Genomic DNA, 22,933 nt, shown 5'->3' on the forward strand with positions numbered 1-22,933 from the left:
GTGCAGGCATCAACCTGCCTGAGTATCCATCAGTCTGTCCTGACGGGCTTGCTGGCACTGGCGCATAAAGCGGGCAAAGTCAGCAGGTTCACGATCAATATCAGAGGCGGCAATAAACACATCATACCCCAGCGACTGACGAAGCTGAGACATTCTGTTCGCCAGCATGGCTTTAACGCCGGTAAAAGTTTGATTGTCTGCAGTGGTGTAATGTTTATCATCAAACATTTCCTGCTCAAAACAGGCACCGGTTTTACAGTTTTTTTCATCCCTGTGAAGCAGCAACGGACGTTGCTCCATCAGTAAATGGGTGGCCAGCCGGGGGGAAACATGATTTAAGAACGCACCGTAGTCTTTAATCCGGAAACCTACCGCTTCAAGCTCCACCTGTTCTAAACCCTGCTGCACCCGCGGGCAGTCTATACGCTGCACGTTATCCCACTGTAACAGCCAGTTGCCCAACCGGTGATGATAACGGATTTCCTGCGGAGAAATTTCGATACTGAACTGAGGCTCTCTTACTTTGAACCAGCCGATGAGCAGCGATACAATCGACGCACTGGTCAGGAAAATAGCGGCCAGAAACAGCCAGTCCGGCAGAAATTTCATCCATATTGCCGACATTATCAGTCCGGCCACACCCAGCACCAATGCAGTGATGCCGTTACCCTTTGACGTTGCCCTGACATAAATAGGGTCAGAATCAGTTCCAGACATAAAAATACACCACAAATACGATAACCGCCCAGATGAATATCATACGCAGACGCCGGCATTGCGGACAGTCAGTCCGCCACCATGAACGGGATGGTTTGTTTGCCTGCGGTCGCTTTGTCACATTCATCCGGTGATTATCTGAAGAAAGTTTGATTTTACCCCGGCCTGCGCAGAAAAACTCATAAACCTATTTAAGGTTCTTATCTCTACACATCGCCGGCTTTTTGATAAACTGTTCAGGTTTATTTTGTTTGTTGAGAGCACTATGTCACAGTTTACCGGCAACCATATCCTTTCGGTCAATCAATTCGATCGTGATGCCATCGAGAAAGTCTTTTCTGTGGCCCATTCCATGGAGCCTTATGCAAAGCGTCAGAAGCGCACCACGGTGCTGGACGGCGCCATCCTGGGTAACTTATTTTTCGAACCCAGCACACGTACACGGGTAAGTTTCGGGACTGCTTTTAACCTGCTTGGCGGGGAAGTGCGGGAAACCACCGGCATGAGTAACTCTGCGCTGGCGAAAGGTGAATCGCTTTACGACACGGCCCGTGTATTAAGTGGCTATTCCGATATTATTGCCATGCGTCATCCGCACGCGGGTTCAGTAAGCGAATTTGCTGACGGCAGCCGTGTACCGGTCATCAACGGCGGCGACGGCGCAAACGAACACCCGACGCAGGCATTACTGGACTTATTTACCATAAAGCGTGAGCTGGAATACAATGGTAAAGGCATCGACGGACTCCACATCGCCATGATTGGTGATTTGCGATATGGCCGTACCGTACATTCTTTGTCGAAACTGCTGTGTTTGTATAAGGATATCCACTTTACACTTATCGCACCAGCAGAGCTGGCCATGCCGGACTACATTGTCTCTGCCATTGAAGATGCCGGTCACAAACTGACTATCTCTGAGCATATCGACGGCACGGTAGATGTGGACATCTGTTATCAGACACGCATTCAGGAAGAACGCTTTCCTTCTCAGGAAGAAGCCAATAAATACCGTGGCCGCTTCCGCCTCAACCAGTCTATTTACACTAAGCATTTCCAGTCAAAAACGGTGATCATGCATCCACTTCCGCGGGATTCCCGTATGGAAGCTAATGAGCTGGATAACGATTTGAATACCAACCCGAACCTGGCCATCTTCCGGCAGACCGATAACGGCGTGCTGGTAAGAATGGCACTCTTCGCGCTGACACTGGGCGTTGAAGATCTGGTCGCGAAATATGAACGCGACGTGGTTTGGTACACTAACAAGAGCCAATAAGCATTATGTCAAAATCTGAAGTCCTCTTTGCCCGCGCGCAAAAAACGATTCCCGGTGGCGTAAACTCCCCGGTCCGTGCCTTTAAAGCGGTAGGCGGCACACCCCGTTTCATCACTAAAGCAGACGGCGCTTACATCTGGGATGCTGACGACAATCAGTACATTGATTACGTGCAGTCCTGGGGCCCCATGGTACTGGGTCATAACAACGATAAAATCCGTGAAGCTGTTATCAATGCCGCACAAAACGGATTGAGTTTTGGAGCGCCTACAGAATCAGAAATTATCATGGCCGAAATGGTCAGCAGCATGGTGCCGTCAATGGAAATGGTACGCATGGTAAATTCAGGGACCGAAGCAACCATGTCGGCAATCCGGCTGGCCCGTGGCTATACCGGCCGCAACAAGCTGGTTAAATTTGAAGGCTGTTACCACGGTCATGCCGATTCACTGCTTGTAAAAGCCGGTTCCGGCGCACTGACACTGGGCGTACCAAGTTCACCGGGTGTACCTGCGGATGTGGCGCAGCATACGCTGACGGTGGAATACAACAACCTTGAAAGCGTTGAAGAAGTCTTCCGTGAACACGGCGATGACATCGCCTGCATCATCGTTGAACCGGTTGCCGGCAACATGAACTGTATTCCGCCTGTAGAAGGATTCCTTGAAGGGTTACGTAAGATCTGTGATGACCACGGCAGTGTACTGATTTTCGATGAAGTGATGACAGGCTTCCGTGTCGCCAAAGGCGGTGCACAGGCAAGATACAACATCAAGCCGGACCTTACCTGTCTGGGTAAAGTGATTGGTGGCGGTATGCCGGTGGGCGCATTCGGTGGTCGCCGCGACATAATTGAACATATCGCCCCTACCGGCCCGGTTTATCAGGCAGGGACTTTATCAGGTAATCCTGTAGCCATGGCAGCCGGCCTTGCCGCACTGGCTCAACTAGATGATGACGCCATGTATGAAGGGATTTTCGCTCAAACTCAGGCACTGGCAGACGGTTTTCAGGCTCTGGCGGATAAACACGGCATCCCTATGACCACCAACGTTGCCGGCAGCATGTTCGGCTTGTTCTTTACCGGCATTGACCGCGTGACGAACTACCAGCAGGCCATCAACTGCAACCAGGAGCAATTCCGGGTGTTTTATCACGGCATGCTGGACAACGGTGTTTACCTGGCTCCGGCGTCTTATGAAGCAGGGTTTGTGTCAAAAATGCACACAGCAGACGTAATTGATAAAACACTCAGCATTGCTGATAAAGTGTTAGGCTCTCTGTAGTGTTGGATATGTGGTGACACCATGACGTTAAGCTGGCTACTCATTTATAGTCTTATCGCTGTGGGCGGTGTTGCCGCATATTTCCTGTTCAGACAGTCTGCACAAATCCGCGAACTGAAGGCTGAACTCGACAGAACACATCCGAAGAAAACGCCTGTTTCTGATACCCCTGACGGCCGTGAAGCCAGTTACGTCGAAAAAGCCAATGAGGCGATGCAACTGAGTAAAACCTTCCAGAAATTCGTCCCCCGTCAGTTCGTTGAACACTTTGCCAAACATGGCAGCGGAGCCACGCTGGAACTGGGACATGCAGACGAAGATGAAGTGGCTATCCTGTTTTGTGATATCCGCGGCTTCACCGGCTTGTCAGAGCATCTCAGCCCGCAGGAACTCATGGGCTTCCTGAATTCCTATTTCCTGCGAATGAATGATCCTATTCACCAGAACCGTGGATTTATCGACAAATTTATTGGCGACGCCATTATGGCGCTGTTCGACCACCCGGGCGGCACCGCCAAAGATAAAGCCCGCGACGCCCTTCAGGCTGCTATCGATTTACGTAAAGCGCTGGTGATGTACAACTCTCACAGGGACAACTGTGAATATCTGCCCATTAATATCGGGATTGGTATTCATTTCGGGCCGGTGATCATCGGTACTATCGGTTCAGATGACCGTATGGACACCACGGTACTCGGCGACAGTGTGAATATTGCTTACAGACTTGAGTCACTGACCAAAAAATACAATGCTGACATTATTGTCAGCGCACAAACCCTGGAAACGGTAGGCGCGGGCTATCCGGTTAAAACCCGTTTACTTGACTGGGTTAAAGTGAAAGGCCGGCAAAGTGCCATTGAAGTGTATGAAGTGCTCGACCATCTGAGTGAGGAAGAACAGAAAGCCAGGCTCTCTGTACAAACACAAATCACCGCCGGACTGGCCTGTCGTATGCGCAGGGAGTGGGACGACGCCATTGCTCACTTCATGAAAGCCAGAGATATCAATCCGCAGGATCAACTGCCTCAGCATCACATTGATGTGTGCCTGCAATACCGCAATTTAACGCTCAGTGAAGACTGGGACGGTGCGTTGAAGCTGCACCACTAACCTGGTTATTTTTTTGCGTGCTCGCGGATAAAGTTAACCGGCGGCGCAAAGAAAGATGCTCCGGTTTCCGCACTGGTGTAATCCAGCCAGCGGTCATAATCACCGTCTCCGGTTCCGAAAACCTGGCTGTGCAACATAGACTTGAAAGGCCGTGCACTGGCTGAACAGCTCACAAAGAAAAGTCCCTGCGTTGTCAGATCTCCGTAAGGCATTCCCTGCTTAATTAACCCCGGCAAATCATCATCAGGCCCTTTCGCTGACGCGCGGATACAATGAGACATGGGGTTTTGCTCCTGACTCACCAGGTTGTGTTCCCGGGTCAGACCGATAATTTGTTCCTGCTGACGGGCAGTAAGACTTTCCCAGCGTCGCAAATCGTGACGGTAACGTTGCACATGCACGTAACTGCCGCCGTTAAAAGCCAGTTCGTCATTATCGATAATGCCGGTTTTACGACGCTGCATTCCCCGCGGATTATCCGGCGCATAGATAAAACCATTCAAGTCACGGCCGTCGAGATAACGGAAACCTCTTACCTGCTCCACCAGCTCAACGTGCAGCCTGAGCAGCTCCATCACTTCCATGCCTACCGCATGACAAATATCAGCACGGTCAGCACGTATTTGAATAAACAGGTCGCAGGGCGTGGAAGGGGCAGTGCGATCTTCACACTGCATATCCGGAAACGGAGCCAGTTCAGTGGGAATAAAGCCCGGATACAATTCAGACCAGAAACCGGCACCGATGGCAATCATGCCGGTGAGCATGGCTTCATAGTGCTCGTTTTCGTAAAAATCGAATATATCCAACACGCGGGCAAGCTTTCCCCTCACCGTTTCTGCATCGTCATCCACGACATTCAGCAATAAATATTGCGCATGCAGATTCGGTTCGGCGCACACCCCTTTTTGAGGTTGACTCATGACATCCTTCCGTTTGCCCGCTGATTATTGATTTATGGGCATTTTCCCGGGCCAGTAACTAATAGTGTGGCTCAATACCCCGCGGCTTGTCCATCTTTTCGGCTTTCAGAGGCACCGAAATACACGCCCCGCTGACTATCCAGCATAATTGCCTGATAACCGCCGTAGATCCCGACGGCAGGTTGCAGAGTGTGACCTTTCTCCATCAGTTCCCGTTTGACCGTTTCGCTGAAGCCTGATTCAAGGTGTACCTGACCGCCATCCAGCATGAGATGTCCGGTAGGACTGCTGGAACCGGAATGTAATATACGGGGCGCGTCACCGGCTTCCTGTAAGTTCATGCCAAAATCAATCAGGTCGACAACGATTTGTGCATGCATTTGTGGCTGGGTGGCACCGCCCATTACACCAAAGCTTAACCACGGCTTACCATTGCGGGTAACGAAGGCAGGAATAATCGTGTGGAAAGGACGCTTGCTCGGTGCATACTCGTTTGCGTGTCCTTCCTGCATGGTGAACAGCTCCCCCCGGTTCTGCAGCACAAAGCCCAGTTCCGGCGGCGTCATACCTGAGCCCATACCACGGTAGTTACTCTGGATCAGAGACACCATGTTGCCGTCTTTATCGGCGACAGTCAGGTACACGGTATCACCTTCGTACACACCGGCATCATAGCGTTTGGCCGCTTTTTCCGGATTAATAAGTTGCTGCCGCTCTGCGGCGTAGTCTTTAGACACCAGCCAGTCTACGGGCACTGAAGTAAATGCCATATCTGCATAGAATTTTGCGCGGTCTTCAAATGCCAGCTTTTTCGCTTCAACGAAAGTGTGAATGTAGTCTGCTGAGCCGAACCCCATCCCTTCAATATCGTAACGCTCAAGAATATTCAGGATTTGCAGAGCTGCAATGCCCTGTCCGTTAGGGGGTAATTCCCATACATCGTACCCCCGGTAATTCGCGGATACCGGTTCGACCCACTCCGACGTATGGCTGGCCAAATCATCTAAGGTAAGGTATCCGCCCTGCTCTTTCATGTAGGCAGCGATTGTCCGCGCAATATCGCCTTTATAAAAAGCATCTCTGCCGCCGGTGGCAATTTTTTCGTAGGTGGCAGCCAGTCCGGGGTTCTTAAACACATCCCCTTTTTGCGGTACTTTACCGCCGGGCATAAAGGTTTCAGCAAATCCGTCATATTGACCAATCCGGTCTGCATTCATTTGCAGGTAATACGCAATGAGTTCAGAAACCGGAAAACCGTTGCGGGCATATTCAATAGACGGGGTTAAAATGGCTGTCACAGGCAGAGAACCGAACTTGCTGTGCAGCTCAAACCAGCCATCCACGGCACCGGGAACCGATACCGGCAACGGACCAAATGAGGGCACTTTATTGAGCCCTTTTTCTGCAAACACGGCTTTGGTCAGGGTACGGGGTGAGCGGCCGGACGCATTCAGACCATACAGTTTCTTCTCTTCTGCACTCCACACGATGGCAAACAGATCACCGCCGATACCGCTTCCGGTGGGCTCCACCAGACCAAGCATGGCATTCGCTGCAATCGCTGCGTCGATAGCATTGCCACCCTGCTTAAGAATATCCAGCCCCACCTGGGTCGCCAGCGGCTGACTGGTGGCTACCATCCCGTGCTGTGCAATAACCTCAGAACGGCTGGCAAACATTTCACCGGTGATCCGGTCGTATGCCCAGGCGACGGCAGACACGCCCAGTAATACCATACCGGTGATAACCGGCTTCAGACTCTTTTTTATCAGTCGCAAATGCATTTCCCCGCTCTGTCTAACCACTGTAAAAATTACCGGCTTTCTGTAAATTCATATTTAACACACTCCGCCCTGCAATTCATCCGGGCAGGCCAGAAAACAAAAAATGACGAATTAACGCGAAGTTAGCCCGTTCACTATACTTTAGTTTAAAGGTGGAACTAAGTTTGCAGTAATTTTGCGGATTTATTCACTGTTTTTCTAACAGACTCACCACGAGCCGTATCTGTGGTTGGAAATTAACCCGTCCCGCAGGGACATGAACCGACAGAGAGACGACGCCATGAGCACTGATTTTAGTATTGTTACTATTGTTAAGCGACGTACCCAGCAGTTGTCTAACCTGATTAGCAGCATAGAACGCTCTACACTTTTACCAAAAGAAATGGTGATTGTATGGATGGCTCCGCCAAGTGACGAATCACTATTAAGTAGCGAAAACTTCCCTATCGTGCACCGTTTTGCAGCAAGTGATGAACTTCCGATCCCGAAAGCCCGTAACCGTGGTTTCGATACCTGCAAAACCGACAAATTTATTTACCTTGATGTGGACTGCATCTGCCCTGAATCTTTACTGGAAAATCTGGTCCGTTCACTCGCCATCGGTAAGGTTGTCACCGCCAATGTATGCCAGCTTGATAAAAAAGCGGAAGATATTAACGAAAGCTATGTGCAGCAGCTTGCCCTTCCTCAGGCCACTGCCGCAGAAAAAGTCCCGTTTGTGCAGTTCGATACTAATATATTCGGTATCACCCGGAAGGATTATGAGCGTGTAGGCGGGTTCGATCTCGATTATCATGGCTTTGGTATCGGCGATTTGGATTTTGCTGCACGTTGCAGCCAGGCAGGCCTTTATCTGGTTAACACCGGCCGTCATGTATTCAAGCAATTCCACGCTCACTACAACCCACCGGTAAATCACTTATGCGATATCGTATCGAACGCTGAAGTGTTCAAACAGAAATGGGGTGCGTATCCGTCCTGTGATTTGTTCGCCCGCTTCGCTGAACTCGGGCTTATTAACGCAGATTACGAAGAGTCCGGTATGCGTGTGGTACGTCTGGTTACAGATGAAGAGCTGGCGACTTACCTGGTAAAAGAACCGGATAGTGTGGCGTCAGAAGGCACATCAGCTCCGGCTGGTACGTTAACCCGTACAGGTGCATTGAAGCAAACGGCCTGATGTAAGAAATTACGCGGGGTCCGGTTCCCCGCGATTGGTTCTTCACAACGAAAACACCCGGCATCTGCCGGGTGTTATGTTTTTCAGTTTAATTGCCCGTGACCGGGCAACTGTTACTTATCTTCCAGAGGCGTGTCTTCGGTGATGGGCACCGCGTTAACGTCTGTATCCAACGCTTCCACCGCTTTTCGGACACCTGCAGCGTAGTCAGGATGTACTTTTTCAAGAACAGCGTACCAGCGCTCTTTTACGCCGTCTGAACATGGCCCCATCGCGGCAGCATAGTTCTTGTACAACCTTTCTTTCTGCTCGTCAGAGAACATGTTGTAAAGGGCTCTTGGCTGCACGTAATCAATGTCCGATTCTTCCTGATAGTAGCGGTCAGCATCGCCATCGATGCGCAGCGGTGGTTCCGGGTTCTTAATTTGAGCCACCGGACCGTTGTGCTGGTTTGGCTCGTAATAGGCGTCAGGATTACCATAATCATTGGTAAAGAAGCGCATCGCACCGTCTTTATGATAATGGTTCAATTCCGCTTTCTTCGGCGCATTAGCCGGTAAGGCTTCATAGTGAGTTCCCAAACGATAACGGTGAGCATCTGCATAGGAGAACACCCGGGCCTGCAGCATTTTATCAGGACTGAAGCCGATACCGGGCACCACGTTTGACGGGCTGTAGGCTGCATTCTCAATCATCTGGAAGTAGTTTTCAGGCACGGTGTGCATTTCCAGTTCGCCCACTTCAATCAGAGGGAAATCACCATGAGGCCACACTTTGGTGAGGTCGAAAGGGTTATAAGCCTGCTTCCCTGCCTCTTCTTCAGGCATCACCTGAATGTACAGAGTCCATTTAGGATATTTGCCGTCTTCGATGGCATTGATTAAGTCTTCCTGATAAGACTCACGGGTTTTACCTATGATCTCTTCAGCCTCATCATTGGTGTAATGTTCATGCCCCTGCTGTGTTTTAAAGTGGAATTTCACCCAGAAACGCTCGCCTTTGGCATTCCACATACTGAAAGTGTGTGAGCCGTAGCCGTTCATGTACATAGGGTTCTTAGGAATACCACGATCAGACATCAGAATGGTGACCTGATGCACAGACTCAGGTTGTCCGGCCCAGAAATCAAACATCGCTTCCGGGCTGCGAAGATTCGTTTTCGGATGGCGCTTTTGAGTACGGATAAAATCCGGAAACTTAAACGCGTCGCGGATAAAGAAGATTGGGGTATTGTTACCCACCATATCCCAGTTACCTTCTTCGGTATAAAACTTAAGACTGAAACCGCGTACATCACGCTCGGTGTCAGCAGCGCCTGATTCGCCGGCAACGGTAGACCAGCGACTCAGCACTTCGGTTTTTTTGCCAATCTCAGAGAACAGGTCGGCACAGGTGTACCGGGTAATGTCGTGGGTCACTGTAAATGTACCCTGCAAACCCCAGCCTTTGGCATGCACCGTACGCTCAGGAATACGCTCCCTGTTCTGGTGTGCCAGCTTTTCAACAAGCTGATAATCTGTCAGCAGAACCGGACCTCTTGCGCCCGCTGTTTTGCTGGTTTCGTTAGATTCGACGGGCGCGCCCGCGCTGGTGGTGAGAGTTGGTTTTTTACTCATAACGGTCTCCTGGGAAAAGCACGATAGTTGGTGTAACTATGCGTACAACAGAGAGCCGGAAAACGACCAATCTATTTTTTAAAAGATGTTAATTATTTATTTCTATTAAACAGAAAAAACCCCGCAGATGCGGGGTTCAAATTTTGGTGAGTTGAGCATTATGCTTTTGTTATAGGTTGCCCAATCAAGTCTCCGTGTTGAAGATTAACGACCTGAAGTAAAGTCAGGATATGCTTCCAGACCACATTCAGCAACGTCAACACCTTCAAATTCTTCTTCTTCAGAAACCCGGATGCCCATTACAGCTTTCAGGATTACCCAAACAATCAGACTGGTTACGAATACCCATACAAAGATTGTAGCAGCACCTAACAGTTGACCACCGAAAGTAGAACCTTCGTTAGTTACCGGCACCAGTAACAGACCTAACAGACCAACTACACCGTGAACAGAGATAGCACCTACAGGATCATCGATTTTCAGTTTGTCCAGGAACACGATGCTCAGAACAACCAGCAGACCACCTAACGCACCGAACAGTGTTGCCATCAGAGGCGTTGGCGTTGAAGGTTCAGCAGTAATGGCTACCAGACCAGCCAGTGCACCGTTAAGTACCATAGTCAGGTCAGCTTTACCGAACATTACGCGGGCCAGCAGCAGAGCAGCAATTGCACCACCGGCAGCGGCGGCATTGGTGTTCATGAATACAACCGCAACAGAGTTAGCACTTTCTACAGTAGCTGTTGCCAGAACAGAACCACCGTTGAAGCCGAACCAACCCATCCACAGAATGAATGTACCTAAAGTCGCCAGAGGCAGGTTAGCACCCGGGATAGCATTTACTTTGCCATCTGCAGTGTATTTACCTTTACGTGCGCCAAGTACCAGTACACCGGCTAAGGCTGCAGCAGCACCTGCCATGTGAACAATACCGGAACCTGCAAAGTCAGAGAAACCGTTGTCGCCCAGCACGTACATACCGAATACAGACTCACCGCCCCATGTCCATGCACCTTCCATTGGATAGATGAAACCAGTCATCACAACTGCGAATGCCAGGAAGGCCCACAGTTTCATACGCTCAGCAACCGCACCGGATACGATAGACATTGCAGTGGCAACGAATACTACCTGGAAGAAGAAGTCAGCTGAAGGCGCGTAGGTAGCCGGTTCTTCTGCAACACCTGTTGCACCGTCACCAACAATACCTGAAAGGAATAATGTGAAGTCACCACCGCCGTACATGATGCTGTAACCGCAGATCATATACATAGTACAGGCAATGGCATACAGCGCCACGTTCTTGGTCAGAATTTCAGTGGTGTTTTTAGCACGAACCAGACCCGCCTCAAGCATGGCAAAGCCGGCAGCCATCCACATGACTAACGCACCGCAAATAAGGAAATAGAAGGTATCTAATGCATACCCGAGTTCAAATGTGATTTCCATTGTTTTCTCCGCAATTTCTTATTGTGTTGTTTTACAGCGCGTCTGCGTCAGCTTCGCCGGTACGAATACGAACAGCATGTTCAAGGTCGTAGACGAATACTTTACCGTCACCGATCTTGCCCGTTTTTGCTGCGCCAACGATGGCTTCTACCAGACGATCAACCTGGTCTGCCTGAACAGCAACTTCCAGTTTTACTTTTGGTAAGAAATCCACCTGGTATTCGGCGCCGCGATATAATTCAGTGTGTCCTTTTTGACGTCCAAACCCTTTCACTTCGGTAACGGTAAGACCGTCGATACCGATCTCTGAAATGGCTTCACGAACATCATCCAGCTTGAATGGCTTGATGATAGCTGTGACTAGTTTCATGTGTTGCTCCCAAATAATGGTTGTTTGTTTTCGCTTTTAGCGGGGGTTGCTGAAGTAAACCAAGTCCTATGCCACAAATTTTAATCTATAAAAAACAGATATTTATGCATTAAAACGAATGAAGAGCCTAAAAATTACGCACCATGATCGTGCGAAGGCAAAATAACGCACCACAATTGGGCAACCAGAATCGTGCTTGTGTAAAGACCGGGAACTTCATCTTATTTCAACGGTCTTCTGTCGCGTATGGAAACCACGGACACCGCTTTCTTTGCCCCTCAAAGGCCAACATTTGATCCCCCCCGCTCAGGAAAGAAAAGCGGGGTCTTTGTCGTGTCTGTTATTATTCACCTTATATTGCTTGCCGCGCTGGCGCTGATGGAAAGTAAGCGCGATATTCCGGAGCCCGTGGTCAGTAAGCCCATCACGGCGACGTTAATCCGTCTGCCACAACCTCAGGCTGTCCGGGAACCGGACACACTACCGGAAACCATTCCGGAAGCACCGGCTCCCGACAAGCCAGAACCTGAACTGGCCGCACCGGCTCCCGACAAGCCTGAACCTGAACTGGCCGCACCGGAGTCCAAACCAATTCCGGAACAGGCAGCCCCGCCTGACGTCAAAACACCGCTGGCAGTAAAAGAGTCGTTGCCGCAACAACCTGTGCAGCCTGAAACGTCAGAGCCGGTTCAACCGCCTGTCTCTTCTGTTATTGCGCAGCCGGCTGCGCCAACAGATTCAGGCACGGTTTCAACCAGACCGTCATTAACATCGCGCCGTGCTCTGGATGCTTTTTTCAGCCGGCAACAGGCTGCCAGTACACAGCAGGATGCTGAGCAGGTAGCCAAAGAACTCAGGCGGGCAAAAACGTCACCGGATATCAGCGATCCCCGCAAAGGCGCAGAAAAAGAAGATCCTCATGCCCCGCCCCCTGCCGTTGAAGTGGATTGCAGTAGTAAAACCACCCAAACCCTGGCATTTATTTCACGTTTTACCGGTGGACGGGCGACCTGTTCAGACAGGGGCAAAGGGTTTGAGAAATTCATTGATGCGCGGATAAATAAAGGGGTCAAAGAAGAAGAGAATCAAAATTAGTCTGTATTGCGTATAAGGGCTTCTACAGATAACCTATGCCCCGATTCTTATTGAGGAAAACCTATGGCAGCCGCTAACTTACTCGCCCTGATTGATGATATCGCTACTTTGCTGGATGACATTTCCGCCATGTCTAAAGTGGCTGCGCAGAAAACAGCCGGGGTTCTGGGTGATGATCTTGCATTAAATGCCAACCAGGTTCAGGGAGTGCGTGCCGAAAGAGAACTGCCTGTGGTCTGGGCTGTGGCAAAAGGCTCGCTGCTGAACAAAGTGTTCCTGGTACCTGCTGCGCTGCTTATTTCCGCTTTTATTCCGGTTCTGATCACCGTCATGCTGGTCATTGGTGGTCTGTACCTGTGTTTCGAAGGGGCTGAAAAAGTACTGCACCGGCTTTTCCATAAAGAAGATGGAGCAGAGCGCGAAGCCAGAATTGAAAAACTCTCGCAGGAAAATATTGATCTTGTGGCGCTTGAGAAAGACAAGATTAAAGGCGCCATCCGGACTGATTTTATTTTGTCCGCAGAGATTATCGTCATTGCACTGGGTAGCGTGCAGCAGGCTGATTTTGTTACTCAGGTAGGTGTGTTGTGCGCCTTGAGTGTTGGGATCACTGCTGGTGTGTATGGTCTGGTTGCCGGCATTGTGAAAATGGACGACGTCGGTCTGTATCTGCTCAGAAAATCACTCACCGGCGGCTACAACGGTTTTCAGCGTGTCACTGGCCGCGCCCTGCTCGTTGCTGCGCCTCTGTTAATGAAAACCCTCGCTTTTGTCGGCACCATTGCTATGTTCCTCGTTGGCGGTGGCATCCTTACTCACAATATTCCGTTTATGCACCACCTCGCTGAATCCATTAATCACAGTGTGGAGCAACTCAGCTTTGTCATTTCCCTTATCACTGATGGTGTGGCTGGTTTGATTGCCGGTTCAGTAATTGTGGGTATTGTTTCACTGTTTTCTAAAAAGAAAGACGCGCATTAAGCTGTTCTGATGTTGTCGGGGCGGCAAGCTATGCCCCGGCCATAACCAAAATTATCGCGGGCTGACTCACCTGTCAGCCCCTTACATCATACCTGGTCAAATTCGCCAAATAGAGTTTTCAAAATTACTAATTCTTAGTGTTTATACTATTTACACTTATCTAAGCTTTTCCACACCGACAAAATAAAAAGCTTAAAATCAACACTTTAAAATTTTTATTCGTGTTGGCACAACTATCGCTAAAGTTAATGCGACTTAACAATTAACTGCCGGGAAGTCAGTAAGAGTGCAGTTTATTAACCTTAACTTTGGAGAAATTATGTTTACTTTACGTCGTCAATTCACTGCACTTGCACTTGTTGCTACTTCTGTTCTGTCTATACCGGCAATGGCTGAAACATCATTGCAAAGCCAGCTTCAGGGCTATTTATCTGAGATGGTTGAGCAACAAATCGATAATGTGCGCACAGAAATCCTGTCTGAAGTGACTCAGCTAGTGGCCAACACCACGTATCAGGCCGAACCTGAAGTAGCTGAAGAAACACTGGTTGCTGACATCAAGATCCGTGATCTTAAACAGGAAGATGCTATTTCTTTTGAAGACATCAAAGGAGAGTAATGATGATGACATCAGGTGCGTTGTTGTTGCTTGCGCTGGGACCGGTTGTCGCGTATCTCGCCAGCGCAGTGTTATTCAGCGGTGTGCAACACATTGCAGACCGCTTTCACTAATCCCAACGAGCTCCCGTAGGGCCTTCCCTGAGTCAGATCTGGTAGCGGGACAGATTTTTACTGAGCCGTATGTCGCTGCCAGTTCTGACTACAGGGCTTTTTCGATAAGAAAAAGCCTTAGTTTCCAAACAAACGTTCCCACCAGCTTTTCTTTTCTTTGCCCGGAGGCGCGACAGGCTTACCGTAGCAATCCTGCGCCGGCGGCGGCAGTACATCAAGAATAGCCGGCACACTCATGGAGTCAGGACAGCCGGCAATGGTCAGTGCCCCCGTCTGACTGTCGAAATGAGCAATACCTAACCCTTCCGGAAAACGTCGTGACAGTGACTTGGGCGACTGACTTTTCTGATAGTTTACAAACACAGGTAAGGCCCCGCCGGCACCGGTTAACAGCACTGGCTGGTTATCATCATTCCCTACCCATACAGTTGCCACATTATTCCGGTCAAAGCCGGTAAACCAGCTGTCGCGGTAATCATCTGTGGTGCCGGTTTTACCGCCCATGTTGATATTCGGGAAGTTACTGCCCACACGTTTCGCTGTACCTTCCGTGGTCACTTTATACAACGCGTAGTTCAGCAGGTATGTGGCGGCCTCATCTACCCGCTGTGAATAGTAATCGGCATTCTGCCATACCAGCCGGTTATTCGAAGAAACAACCGATGTCACAGTATGCAGCGGAATATAACGGCCATTGTTCGAAATGGTCTGATACATCTGGTTAGTTTCCAGCGGCGATAACGACATGGCCCCGAGTGTCATAGCCGGCACTTCGCGGAAGTCACTCTCTACTCCCAGCCGGTGAATGGTTTCTGTCACATTGTCGAGCCCCACTTGCATACCGAGATTCACTGTAGGCACATTTAACGATTCTGTCAGACCTTCAATCAGAGGTACTTGTCCACGGAATTTCTTATCCGCGTTCAGGGGTGACCAGGTTTGTCCGTTGCCATTTTCAAGGGTAATGGGTTCGTCCTGTAAAGGAGTGGCCAGATTAAACATTACCGGGTCTTCCAGAGCAGTGAGATATACTGCCGGCTTAATGAGTGAGCCCACCTGACGTTTGGCATCCAACGCACGGTTAAACCCTTTGAAGCTGGTATCTTTGCTGCCCACAATGGCACGAATTTCACCACTGGCGATATCCGTCACAATCATCGCTGCCTGTAACTCAGCTTTGCGATCTGACTGCAAGCCTTTCAATGTGTTTTCAACCGCTTTTTCAGCCCTGCGCTGGGCATATATATCCAGCGTGGTAAATACCTTCACCCCGGAGTCACGCAGGGAAGGATCGGCCAGAATGGAGTTCAGTTCACGGCGCACTTTATCCATAAACGCGGGATGTTTCCCGCTGGCTAAGCTCGCGCCGGACGCCAGACCTACAGGAGAGTTAACAGCAAATTCGTATTGCTTACGGTCGAGTTCGTTGGCTTCAAATAAAATACGCAGCACCAGATTACGCCGCTCAATAACCCGTTCTTCATAGCGTCTCGGATTGTAATAGGATGGTCCTTTAATCATGGCCACCAGCGTGGCGATTTCAGGTACGCTGAGTTCATTGGCCGGCCGGTCGAAATAGAAATAGCTGGCAAGGCCAAAACCGTGCACGGCCATATCTCCGTTCTGACCCAGAAAAACTTCGTTCAGATAGGCCTGCAAAATTTCATCTTTGCTGTAACGGGCATCGATGATGAGTGCCATCAATGCTTCTTTTATTTTTCGCGTCAGCGCTTTTTCTCTGGTGAGGTACAGGTTTTTCACCAGTTGCTGCGTTAAAGTACTGCCACCCTGCACGGTTCTCCCTGCCTGAATGTTGGCAACCAGTGCGCGGAGAATAGAAAGTGGTGCGACCCCGTGGTGCTTGTAGAAATCTTTATCTTCGACAAGGATCAGGGCTTTCGGCAATAAAGGCGGAATTTCATTCAGCTTCACCAGCATACGGTCTTCGCGGCTGCCACTTACCATCCGCGTGACAAGCCAGGGCTCCAGGCGAATTTTCGGCAGTGAAATACCGGCACTGTCATCCCGGATACTGCTGATGCGGCTGCCCTGCCAGGTAATGGTGATCTGACGCAAAGGCTCATCGCCGTCAGGAAAACTGAAAGCCCGTCGCTGAACCACCAGTTTATTGCCGGTATAACGATATTCTCCGCTACTATCGGGATTCGTGACCTTCCGGTAACCAAGCAATTTCAGTTCATCCAGCACTTCTTTTGGCGTGATTTCCAGCGCTTCCGATAACACCAGCGGCCGGGCAAATATTTGCGCCGGGACTTCCCATTTATTGCCTGTAAAGGTGTGCTTAATCTGGGCATCCAGATACACCATGTACCCTGCCAGCACCACGAACCCGACAATACATAACTTGAACAACAGCCCGGGCCAGCGACGGCGGGGCTTACTGCCAATTTTCTTTGGTTTATTAACTTTCGTCTGTTTTTTAGCCACTTATCATGCCAATATAGAAAACGTCAAAGGGGATTTTGCGGTTTTCGCGGCTGAATTTCCAGCCTGAAACTAACCGTGCAAATCATTGTCATCTTGCAGTAATCTTATGATTACGCCAGAACAATCAATCCGGATGGCCCGGAAGGCGCCAGAAAGGAGTGAAACATGAAAATTTCCATCGATATCGACCTTTTACCCAAGGAAGCAAGAGAACTCATGGGATGGCCGGATATGAGCAAACTTCATGAGGCCACCATCTCACAACTCAGCGAGCAAATCAAAAGCGGAAATCAGGAAGCCATGATGTCCATGCTGAAGCCCTACCTGGACGGCAGTCAGCAAGCATTCTCATTCTATCAAAAGATGCTGGAAAGCATGGCAACCACAGGAACCAGCAAAAAATAAGCACGGAGGTTTTTTGTGCACGAGCAGGACAAAGATCATATTCTGGACACATTGAATCAATACGCACAGCAGTTTAACGCCATGGTTCATAACATTCTGACGAAGAAAAATAGCAGTGAGGAGACATCCGCTATGTTCGACCCGGAAAAGTTAGGTTCGCTGCTGTCAAACGACACGGTAGAGGTAGATTCGGCAAAGCTTATCCAGACGCAAATGGATTTCATGCGTCAACAAACTGAATTGTGGCAGCAGGCCACTAAGGCCATGCTGGGAGAGAATGCCCATCCTGTTATGCAGGAAGAGAAAGGCGACCGTCGTTTTTCTCATACAGACTGGCAGGACAATCCCATATTCAGCTATATGAAGCAGGCTTACCTGATTAATTCCAAGATGTTGCAGGGCATGATTTCATCCATGCATTTCAAAGATCCTAAGTCGGAAGAACAGGTAAAATTCTACACACGCCAATATATCAACTCGGTATCACCAACTAACTACTTGCTGTCTAACCCGGAAGTATGTGAAGAAATTCTGAAAACCAAAGGCCAGAACATGGTGAAAGGTATTGAGAATTTCATGCGGGATCTGGAAAAGAGTCCTCTTGAAGCGTTCAAAATCACACAGACCGATATGGATGCCTTCGAGTTAGGTGTCAACCTGGCTACCACCGAAGGCCAGATCGTTTATCAGAACGATTTGATGCAGTTAATTCATTACACACCGAAGCATGAGAAAACCTTCGCAACGCCAATACTGTTTGTGCCTCCTTTCATAAACAAATACTACATTCTTGACCTCGACGAACGTAAGTCCGTGGTAAAAGGCCTGCTTGATGCCGGTTTTTCGGTGTTTATGATTTCCTGGGTCAACCCGGATGCAAAACTGGCGGATCAGGATTTCTTCGGTTACATGAAGAAAGGTCCGGTGGAAGCCCTAGGTGTAGTTTGTGATATCACCGGTAAGAAGAAAGTGAATATGGTGGGCTTTTGTGTGGGCGGCACTTTGCTTAGCACAGCAACGGCTTATCTGCGTGCGAAAAAAGACACCCGCATTGAGTCACTCACTTTACTGACCACCTTGCTGGACTTCAGTGAACCCGGCGAAATTGGTAATTACCTTACCGAAGATGCATTACCTGTGATGGAGCAGAACGCAGACATCAAGGGTATTTACGACGGCCGCATACTGGGCCTGAGCTTTAGTTTGCTACGGGAAAATAACCTTTTCTGGTCGTATTTTATTAATAACTACCTCAAGGGCAAAGACCCTGCTGCCTTTGATATTTTATTCTGGAACAGCGACGCCACCAACATCACCGCGGCCTGTTTTAAGCAATACATCCGCACCATGTACTGGGAAGACAAACTGAAAGTGCCGGGGGCGGTAGAAATTGACGGCATTCCCATCGACCTTGGAAATATTGATGTGCCGGTGTATTTCCTCACTACTCTGGCAGACCACATTGTGCTGTGGCAGGGCGCCTACAAAGGTACGCAGCTGGTATCCGGCGATACACGCTTTGTACTCGCCGGGTCGGGACACCTTGCAGGGGTAATTAACCCGCCAGATCCCGGGAAATATCCGCACTGGATTAACGACAATCTGCCGGCAAGTGCCAGCGAATGGTTTGATGGGGCTGTGAAGCAGGAAGGCTCATGGTGGCCAGACTGGCATGCATGGTTGCAGAGTCACCGGAAAACAAAAGTGAATGCCCCGCAGCCCGGCGGAAGTGAAAAATATCCGGCCATCGAAGCAGCCCCGGGCAGTTACGTGAAAAAACAGCTGGGATAAACCGGCAGACAAAAAAAGGGGGCGTTCAACGCCCCGCTTTGCTTCTGTCTACATGAGGATTCAGTATTACGATTCGCTGTTTTGTGTTTTAGCGATGTCCAGTACACGGGATCTCAGTTTTTCATCCGTTTGTACCAGTTGTGCAATGGTCGTGTAGGTTTGCACCTCAAGACCGGTTTTTTCAATTTCTGTTACCATTTCAGTTTGTGCAGCCTGCTGAATTTGCTGCATCTTCTCAGGTGTTTCATCACCTTTCAGTTCAGACTGATATTTATCTGCAACATCACTGACCGCATTCATCGCGACAGTAAATTTCTCAAGAGTTGCATCATCGAAATCCTTCGACTGTGTCATCGGCGCACTTGACGGGGCAGCCTCTTTGGTTTCCTGAGCTGCCTGTGCAGCGAAATTTAACGTGCAAGCAACAGCGAGGCTCATCACAAGTGATTTGACAAGTTTAGTCATAATAATCTCCGGTTTCATTTGAATTGCCTGAAATGCGTTATCTTCAAATGAATATGATTAAAAGAAAGATAATCCGGCTATTCAGGCTCTCAACAGTGATACAGCGATAACTATGCCAATCACGATTTAATCAATAATTTCATAAAGTTAACAAAAATCAGATTTTCTTATCAGTGAAAAAGGTGGTCGGAGTGTCGCTTATTTTCACACCTTTTAGGTTGCCGCAGCGGCATTTTGTGCGTTACTCTCATTTCAGCACCGCCGGAGGTAACATTATGATCATCATTAAAAAATATCCTAATCGCAGATTGTACGACACATCTCAGAGTCAGTACGTTAACCTCGATTATATAAAGGCGTTAATCAATGAACGTCAGGAATTTAAGGTGATTGACTCCAAAAGCGAAGATGACATTACCAAGTCATTATTGCTGCAAATTATCAGTGAATCCGAAGCCAACGAAAATCAGTCACTGTTGACAAATTCGTTACTCAAACAACTAATCCGTTATTACGACACTGACATGCAGGACTTTCTGCGACAGTACCTTGAACAATCTCTTGTTACCTTTATAGAGCAACAGGATCAGGTGCAGGGTATGATGAAAAATATGATGGATAACACGCCCTTCGGTATGTTTAACAAAATCATCGAACAAAATATGGATGCCTGGAAGAAGAACCAGAAGTAAGTATCACATACAGGCAGGGGAGCAATTCTCCTGCCCCAGAACGGACAGACCTGCCACATTTCCTCTTCAATGCTGCAGAGCAGCATAAAAAGCTATTTGCTTATTAAATATTCGTCTAAACATTCTTGCTGCACCGCAACATTTTTGTTGATCTCTGCAAATACCCTGGTTAATATCTAATCAAATATTGCTGCAACGCAGCAGAAGGACTTTATCAACTGGTCGGGAGAAGAGTATGTTTGGCAAGTTTTCAGAACAGCTGAAAAGTACCACTAAACCGGTACATACGCTGTTTGCTGTGAATACAAAAACGCTGGAAAGTCTGTCTCAACACCAAACCACGTTATTCACGGGTTTGTTGAGCGACAGTGTTCGTTACATTGAAGCGGTAACGAAACAAACAGAGTTTAAAGGTGTAATGACAGCGAATTCTGAACTGGCTGAGTCAGTGCGTGAACGCATGACCAGCGCGTCAAAAGACACCTACTCCACCCTTAACGCTATGCGTGAAGAAATGACCGAAGTGATGGCGGCCAGTTTGGCCACCGCTACTGAAGAAACCAAAGAAACAGTTGAAAAAGCGACAGCAGCCGTGAAGAAAACCACAAAAGCTGCCGCACCGAAAAAAGCTGCGCCTGAAGCCGCGAAAGCGCCGGTAGAGGCAGCAGAAAAAGTGGCTGAAGCAACAAAGGAAACTGTTGAGAAGGCCGCTGAAGAGACAAAAGCCGTTGCTGAAGAAGCAAAGGAAGCGACTGCTGAGGCAAAACCTGCCGCAGCAGCAAAGAAACCAGCAACACGTACCCGTCGCACGACTGCTAAGAAGACTGCGACAACGACTAAATCAACTAGCTAACTTACCCCGGAAACTGGAGACTAGTAATGTTTGAGCAAATGAACGAGCAAATGAAAAGCGCAATGAAGCCGATGACTGACCTTGCGACATTGAACATGAGTACAATGCAGGATCTGGCAGAAAAACAGAACGCCCTGTATTCATCTCTGTTATCTGAAAATATGTCTTATTTTGAAAAAGCTTCTCAGCAGAAAGATCTGTCTGGTCTGGCTGAGATGAACAAGGCATATGTTGAAACTATTCAGGAAACTGTTACTGATGCAGCGAAAAGCTCATATGCAGTAATTTCTGATGCACAGCAGAAAGCTGGCGAGATGTTCAAAGGTTTAAGCGACGAAATGACTGCGAAATTCCAAAGCGCAGCTAAAGCATAAGTCCCTCCTGAGCGGCCTTCAGAGGCCGCTCAGGTTACCCCACATCAAGTGAACCTTTTCATCCCCCAAAAGGTCTTAGCCCCAGCCAGTATTTGAGGAGAGACGTAATGAATTATCAGGCTTACGATTATTTGACGCGCGGCGCATACATTATGCACGAGGGTTTCAGTCTGCTTAATGATATTGCGAACCATCCTTCCAATCTTTTCGCACATACCTTACCCGGCCGCATAACCCGCGCTTCGCTGGAAACTGCCATGCGGCTGACACAACGCTACGAGAAGCTGGGGTTTAATATCGACGAAATCAAAATCGACGATAAACGCCATAAGGTGAAAGAAGAAATCGTAATGAGCAAGCCGTTTTGTGATCTCATTCATTTCAACCGGATCGGTGTGAAAGATGATCATAAGGTCTTGCTTGTTGCGCCTTTATCCGGCCATTTTGCTACCTTGTTGAAAGGCACGGTGGAAGCGCTGCTTCCGGATCACGAGATTTATGTGACTGACTGGGCTGATGCCAGAGAAGTACCGCTGGAAGACGGTCCGTTCAGTTTTGATTGCTATGTGGGTTATCTTATCGAGTTTCTTGAGTTCTTAGGGCCGGGCACGCACTTAATGGCGATATGTCAGCCTACTGTTCAGGCTTTAATCGCCACCGCAGTGATGGCCGGACAGAAAAATGCCTGTGTGCCCAAGTCGCTCACTCTCATGGCGGGCCCCATTGACTGCTCCAAGAATCCTACACGGGTGAACGAGTTCGCTCAGGAACATCCGATGAACTGGTTCCGTAATGTGGCGATTATGTCGGTACCTTATGGTTATCCGGGCGAAGGTCGTCAGGTGTATCCCGGTTTCATGCAGCTGGGCGGTTTTATCAGTATGAACCAGCAAACTCACATGAAAAAGTATCAGAGTTTCTTCCAAAATCTGGTATTTGGTGAAGAAGAAGATGCTGATCGTTTCCGCGCCTTTTACGATGAATATCTGGCAGTACTGGACATGCCCGCCGAGTTCTATCTTGAAACCATTGAACGGGTATTCAAGAATAACGAGATTGCCCGCGGTGCGATTACTTATCAGGGTAACCCTGTAGATTTTGAAACCATCGACAATACTGCTCTGCTTACCGTAGAGGGTGCTGATGATGATATTTGCGGCTTAGGACAAACAGAAGCGGCACAGGATATTTGTAAAAATATTCCGAAAAATATGCGTAAACATCACGTACAACAGGGAGCCGGTCATTACGGTATCTTCAGTGGATCTAAGTTCCGCAAATCGGTACGCCCGGTTATCACTGATTTCATCCACAAGTACGCATAAGCCCTCCCGGACAAATAACTCTTTCCTGCAGCGCTCCTGATCTCACCGGCGGAGCGCG

21 protein-coding genes are annotated in these 22,933 nt (G+C 48.9%); 13 read left to right on the top strand and 8 right to left on the bottom strand.

What is annotated here, in order from left to right; translation table 11 throughout:
• Positions 1-9: 9 nt before the first annotated feature.
• Positions 10-717, bottom strand: a complete 708-nt coding sequence (locus tag ACXAGR_RS03890; protein ID WP_303572068.1) for a DUF2982 domain-containing protein — start codon at positions 715-717, stop codon at positions 10-12.
• Positions 718-982: 265 nt separating this feature from the next.
• Between ACXAGR_RS03890 and ACXAGR_RS03895 the strand changes: the two genes are divergently transcribed.
• From ACXAGR_RS03895 to ACXAGR_RS03905, 3 genes are read left to right on the top strand one after another with little or no spacing between them, the layout of a single operon-like run.
• Positions 983-1,996 (top strand): aspartate carbamoyltransferase, encoded by a 1,014-nt coding sequence (locus ACXAGR_RS03895; RefSeq protein WP_474848250.1) that lies wholly within the window; start codon positions 983-985, stop codon positions 1,994-1,996.
• Positions 1,997-2,001: 5 nt separating this feature from the next.
• Positions 2,002-3,282, top strand: coding sequence for a glutamate-1-semialdehyde 2,1-aminomutase (gene hemL, locus ACXAGR_RS03900; protein ID WP_474848252.1), 1,281 nt, complete (start codon positions 2,002-2,004; stop codon positions 3,280-3,282).
• A gap of 21 nt (positions 3,283-3,303) precedes the next feature.
• Positions 3,304-4,392, top strand: coding sequence for an adenylate/guanylate cyclase domain-containing protein (locus ACXAGR_RS03905; RefSeq protein WP_474841539.1), 1,089 nt, complete (start codon positions 3,304-3,306; stop codon positions 4,390-4,392).
• A gap of 5 nt (positions 4,393-4,397) precedes the next feature.
• Here ACXAGR_RS03905 and ACXAGR_RS03910 read toward each other — a convergent pair whose 3' ends face one another.
• Positions 4,398-5,315 (bottom strand): Dyp-type peroxidase, encoded by a 918-nt coding sequence (locus tag ACXAGR_RS03910; RefSeq protein WP_119502783.1) that lies wholly within the window; start codon positions 5,313-5,315, stop codon positions 4,398-4,400.
• Positions 5,316-5,386: 71 nt separating this feature from the next.
• Positions 5,387-7,051, bottom strand: a complete 1,665-nt coding sequence (ggt, locus tag ACXAGR_RS03915; RefSeq protein ID WP_474848807.1) for a gamma-glutamyltransferase — start codon at positions 7,049-7,051, stop codon at positions 5,387-5,389.
• 304 nt (positions 7,052-7,355) lie between these two features.
• On the opposite strand from ggt, the gene ACXAGR_RS03920 reads away from it, so the two are divergent.
• Positions 7,356-8,279: a glycosyltransferase family 2 protein gene (locus tag ACXAGR_RS03920; RefSeq protein ID WP_474848254.1), complete on the top strand. Its 924-nt coding sequence runs from the start codon at positions 7,356-7,358 to the stop codon at positions 8,277-8,279.
• 113 nt (positions 8,280-8,392) lie between these two features.
• Here ACXAGR_RS03920 and ACXAGR_RS03925 read toward each other — a convergent pair whose 3' ends face one another.
• From ACXAGR_RS03925 to glnK, 3 genes are all read right to left on the bottom strand, one after another.
• Entirely contained in the window at positions 8,393-9,895 is a 1,503-nt protein-coding gene (locus ACXAGR_RS03925) for a catalase (protein ID WP_474848256.1), read from the bottom strand.
• Between the two features lie 204 nt (positions 9,896-10,099).
• Positions 10,100-11,344, bottom strand: a complete 1,245-nt coding sequence (locus ACXAGR_RS03930) for an ammonium transporter (RefSeq protein WP_119502788.1) — start codon at positions 11,342-11,344, stop codon at positions 10,100-10,102.
• A gap of 31 nt (positions 11,345-11,375) precedes the next feature.
• The gene (glnK, locus tag ACXAGR_RS03935) at positions 11,376-11,714 is read right to left on the bottom strand and encodes a P-II family nitrogen regulator (RefSeq protein WP_119502789.1); all 339 of its coding nucleotides are present in this window, start codon (positions 11,712-11,714) and stop codon (positions 11,376-11,378) included.
• A 246-nt stretch (positions 11,715-11,960) separates the two neighbouring features.
• Between glnK and ACXAGR_RS03940 the strand changes: the two genes are divergently transcribed.
• The 3 genes from ACXAGR_RS03940 (at position 11,961) to ACXAGR_RS03950 (ending at position 14,409) form a co-directional block, all read left to right on the top strand.
• Positions 11,961-12,809, top strand: a complete 849-nt coding sequence (locus ACXAGR_RS03940) for a hypothetical protein (protein ID WP_474848258.1) — start codon at positions 11,961-11,963, stop codon at positions 12,807-12,809.
• A gap of 63 nt (positions 12,810-12,872) precedes the next feature.
• Positions 12,873-13,790 (top strand): DUF808 domain-containing protein, encoded by a 918-nt coding sequence (locus tag ACXAGR_RS03945; RefSeq protein ID WP_474848260.1) that lies wholly within the window; start codon positions 12,873-12,875, stop codon positions 13,788-13,790.
• A gap of 319 nt (positions 13,791-14,109) precedes the next feature.
• Positions 14,110-14,409, top strand: a complete 300-nt coding sequence (locus tag ACXAGR_RS03950) for a hypothetical protein (RefSeq protein ID WP_474848262.1) — start codon at positions 14,110-14,112, stop codon at positions 14,407-14,409.
• A 230-nt stretch (positions 14,410-14,639) separates the two neighbouring features.
• On the opposite strand, the gene mrcB is transcribed toward ACXAGR_RS03950, so the two are convergent.
• The gene (mrcB, locus tag ACXAGR_RS03955; protein WP_474848264.1) at positions 14,640-16,970 is read right to left on the bottom strand and encodes a penicillin-binding protein 1B; all 2,331 of its coding nucleotides are present in this window, start codon (positions 16,968-16,970) and stop codon (positions 14,640-14,642) included.
• Positions 16,971-17,135: 165 nt separating this feature from the next.
• Here mrcB and ACXAGR_RS03960 point away from each other — a divergent pair, with 165 nt between their 5' ends.
• Together ACXAGR_RS03960 and ACXAGR_RS03965 are read left to right on the top strand one after the other, a co-directional pair.
• A complete protein-coding gene (locus ACXAGR_RS03960; RefSeq protein ID WP_474848266.1) occupies positions 17,136-17,375 on the top strand; it encodes a DUF6489 family protein in 240 nt (79 codons plus the stop codon).
• A 15-nt stretch (positions 17,376-17,390) separates the two neighbouring features.
• A complete protein-coding gene (locus tag ACXAGR_RS03965) occupies positions 17,391-19,166 on the top strand; it encodes a PHA/PHB synthase family protein (protein ID WP_474848268.1) in 1,776 nt (591 codons plus the stop codon).
• A 66-nt stretch (positions 19,167-19,232) separates the two neighbouring features.
• Here the strand turns inward: ACXAGR_RS03965 and ACXAGR_RS03970 are convergent, their stop codons facing one another.
• A complete protein-coding gene (locus ACXAGR_RS03970; protein WP_161599183.1) occupies positions 19,233-19,631 on the bottom strand; it encodes a DUF4168 domain-containing protein in 399 nt (132 codons plus the stop codon).
• 275 nt (positions 19,632-19,906) lie between these two features.
• Here ACXAGR_RS03970 and phaR point away from each other — a divergent pair, with 275 nt between their 5' ends.
• From phaR to ACXAGR_RS03990, 4 genes are all read left to right on the top strand, one after another.
• The gene (gene phaR / locus ACXAGR_RS03975) at positions 19,907-20,323 is read left to right on the top strand and encodes a polyhydroxyalkanoate synthesis repressor PhaR (RefSeq protein WP_119502797.1); all 417 of its coding nucleotides are present in this window, start codon (positions 19,907-19,909) and stop codon (positions 20,321-20,323) included.
• Positions 20,324-20,558: 235 nt separating this feature from the next.
• Positions 20,559-21,176 carry a phasin family protein gene (locus ACXAGR_RS03980; RefSeq protein ID WP_474841557.1) on the top strand — a complete coding sequence of 206 codons (618 nt, stop codon included), beginning with the start codon at positions 20,559-20,561 and terminating at the stop codon, positions 21,174-21,176.
• A gap of 26 nt (positions 21,177-21,202) precedes the next feature.
• On the top strand, positions 21,203-21,550 hold the full coding sequence (locus ACXAGR_RS03985; protein ID WP_119502799.1) for a phasin family protein: 348 nt from the start codon (positions 21,203-21,205) through the stop codon (positions 21,548-21,550).
• A 107-nt stretch (positions 21,551-21,657) separates the two neighbouring features.
• On the top strand, positions 21,658-22,875 hold the full coding sequence (locus ACXAGR_RS03990; RefSeq protein ID WP_119502800.1) for a polyhydroxyalkanoate depolymerase: 1,218 nt from the start codon (positions 21,658-21,660) through the stop codon (positions 22,873-22,875).
• Positions 22,876-22,933: the final 58 nt, after the last annotated feature.

Source organism: Alteromonas sp. ABH4_457 (genome assembly GCF_056160625.1).

Excerpts from the sequence above, each read along its gene's own strand:
- ACXAGR_RS03990 (WP_119502800.1), top strand. The coding sequence starts at position 21,658 with ATGAATTATCAGGCTTACGATTATTTGACGCGCGGCGCATACATTATG.
- phaR (WP_119502797.1), top strand. The coding sequence starts at position 19,907 with ATGATCATCATTAAAAAATATCCTAATCGCAGATTGTACGACACATCT.
- ACXAGR_RS03945 (WP_474848260.1), top strand. The coding sequence starts at position 12,873 with ATGGCAGCCGCTAACTTACTCGCCCTGATTGATGATATCGCTACTTTG.
- ACXAGR_RS03950 (WP_474848262.1), top strand. The coding sequence starts at position 14,110 with ATGTTTACTTTACGTCGTCAATTCACTGCACTTGCACTTGTTGCTACT.
- ggt (WP_474848807.1), bottom strand. The coding sequence starts at position 7,051 with ATGGTATTACTGGGCGTGTCTGCCGTCGCCTGGGCATACGACCGGATC.
- ACXAGR_RS03980 (WP_474841557.1), top strand. The coding sequence starts at position 20,559 with ATGTTTGGCAAGTTTTCAGAACAGCTGAAAAGTACCACTAAACCGGTA.
- glnK (WP_119502789.1), bottom strand. The coding sequence starts at position 11,714 with ATGAAACTAGTCACAGCTATCATCAAGCCATTCAAGCTGGATGATGTT.
- hemL (WP_474848252.1), top strand. The coding sequence starts at position 2,002 with ATGTCAAAATCTGAAGTCCTCTTTGCCCGCGCGCAAAAAACGATTCCC.
- ACXAGR_RS03920 (WP_474848254.1), top strand. The coding sequence starts at position 7,356 with ATGAACCGACAGAGAGACGACGCCATGAGCACTGATTTTAGTATTGTT.
- ACXAGR_RS03910 (WP_119502783.1), bottom strand. The coding sequence starts at position 5,315 with ATGAGTCAACCTCAAAAAGGGGTGTGCGCCGAACCGAATCTGCATGCG.
- ACXAGR_RS03960 (WP_474848266.1), top strand. The coding sequence starts at position 17,136 with ATGAAAATTTCCATCGATATCGACCTTTTACCCAAGGAAGCAAGAGAA.
- ACXAGR_RS03890 (WP_303572068.1), bottom strand. The coding sequence starts at position 717 with ATGTCTGGAACTGATTCTGACCCTATTTATGTCAGGGCAACGTCAAAG.
- ACXAGR_RS03985 (WP_119502799.1), top strand. The coding sequence starts at position 21,203 with ATGTTTGAGCAAATGAACGAGCAAATGAAAAGCGCAATGAAGCCGATG.
- ACXAGR_RS03970 (WP_161599183.1), bottom strand. The coding sequence starts at position 19,631 with ATGACTAAACTTGTCAAATCACTTGTGATGAGCCTCGCTGTTGCTTGC.
- ACXAGR_RS03940 (WP_474848258.1), top strand. The coding sequence starts at position 11,961 with ATGGAAACCACGGACACCGCTTTCTTTGCCCCTCAAAGGCCAACATTT.
- ACXAGR_RS03905 (WP_474841539.1), top strand. The coding sequence starts at position 3,304 with ATGACGTTAAGCTGGCTACTCATTTATAGTCTTATCGCTGTGGGCGGT.
- ACXAGR_RS03895 (WP_474848250.1), top strand. The coding sequence starts at position 983 with ATGTCACAGTTTACCGGCAACCATATCCTTTCGGTCAATCAATTCGAT.
- ACXAGR_RS03930 (WP_119502788.1), bottom strand. The coding sequence starts at position 11,344 with ATGGAAATCACATTTGAACTCGGGTATGCATTAGATACCTTCTATTTC.
- ACXAGR_RS03925 (WP_474848256.1), bottom strand. The coding sequence starts at position 9,895 with ATGAGTAAAAAACCAACTCTCACCACCAGCGCGGGCGCGCCCGTCGAA.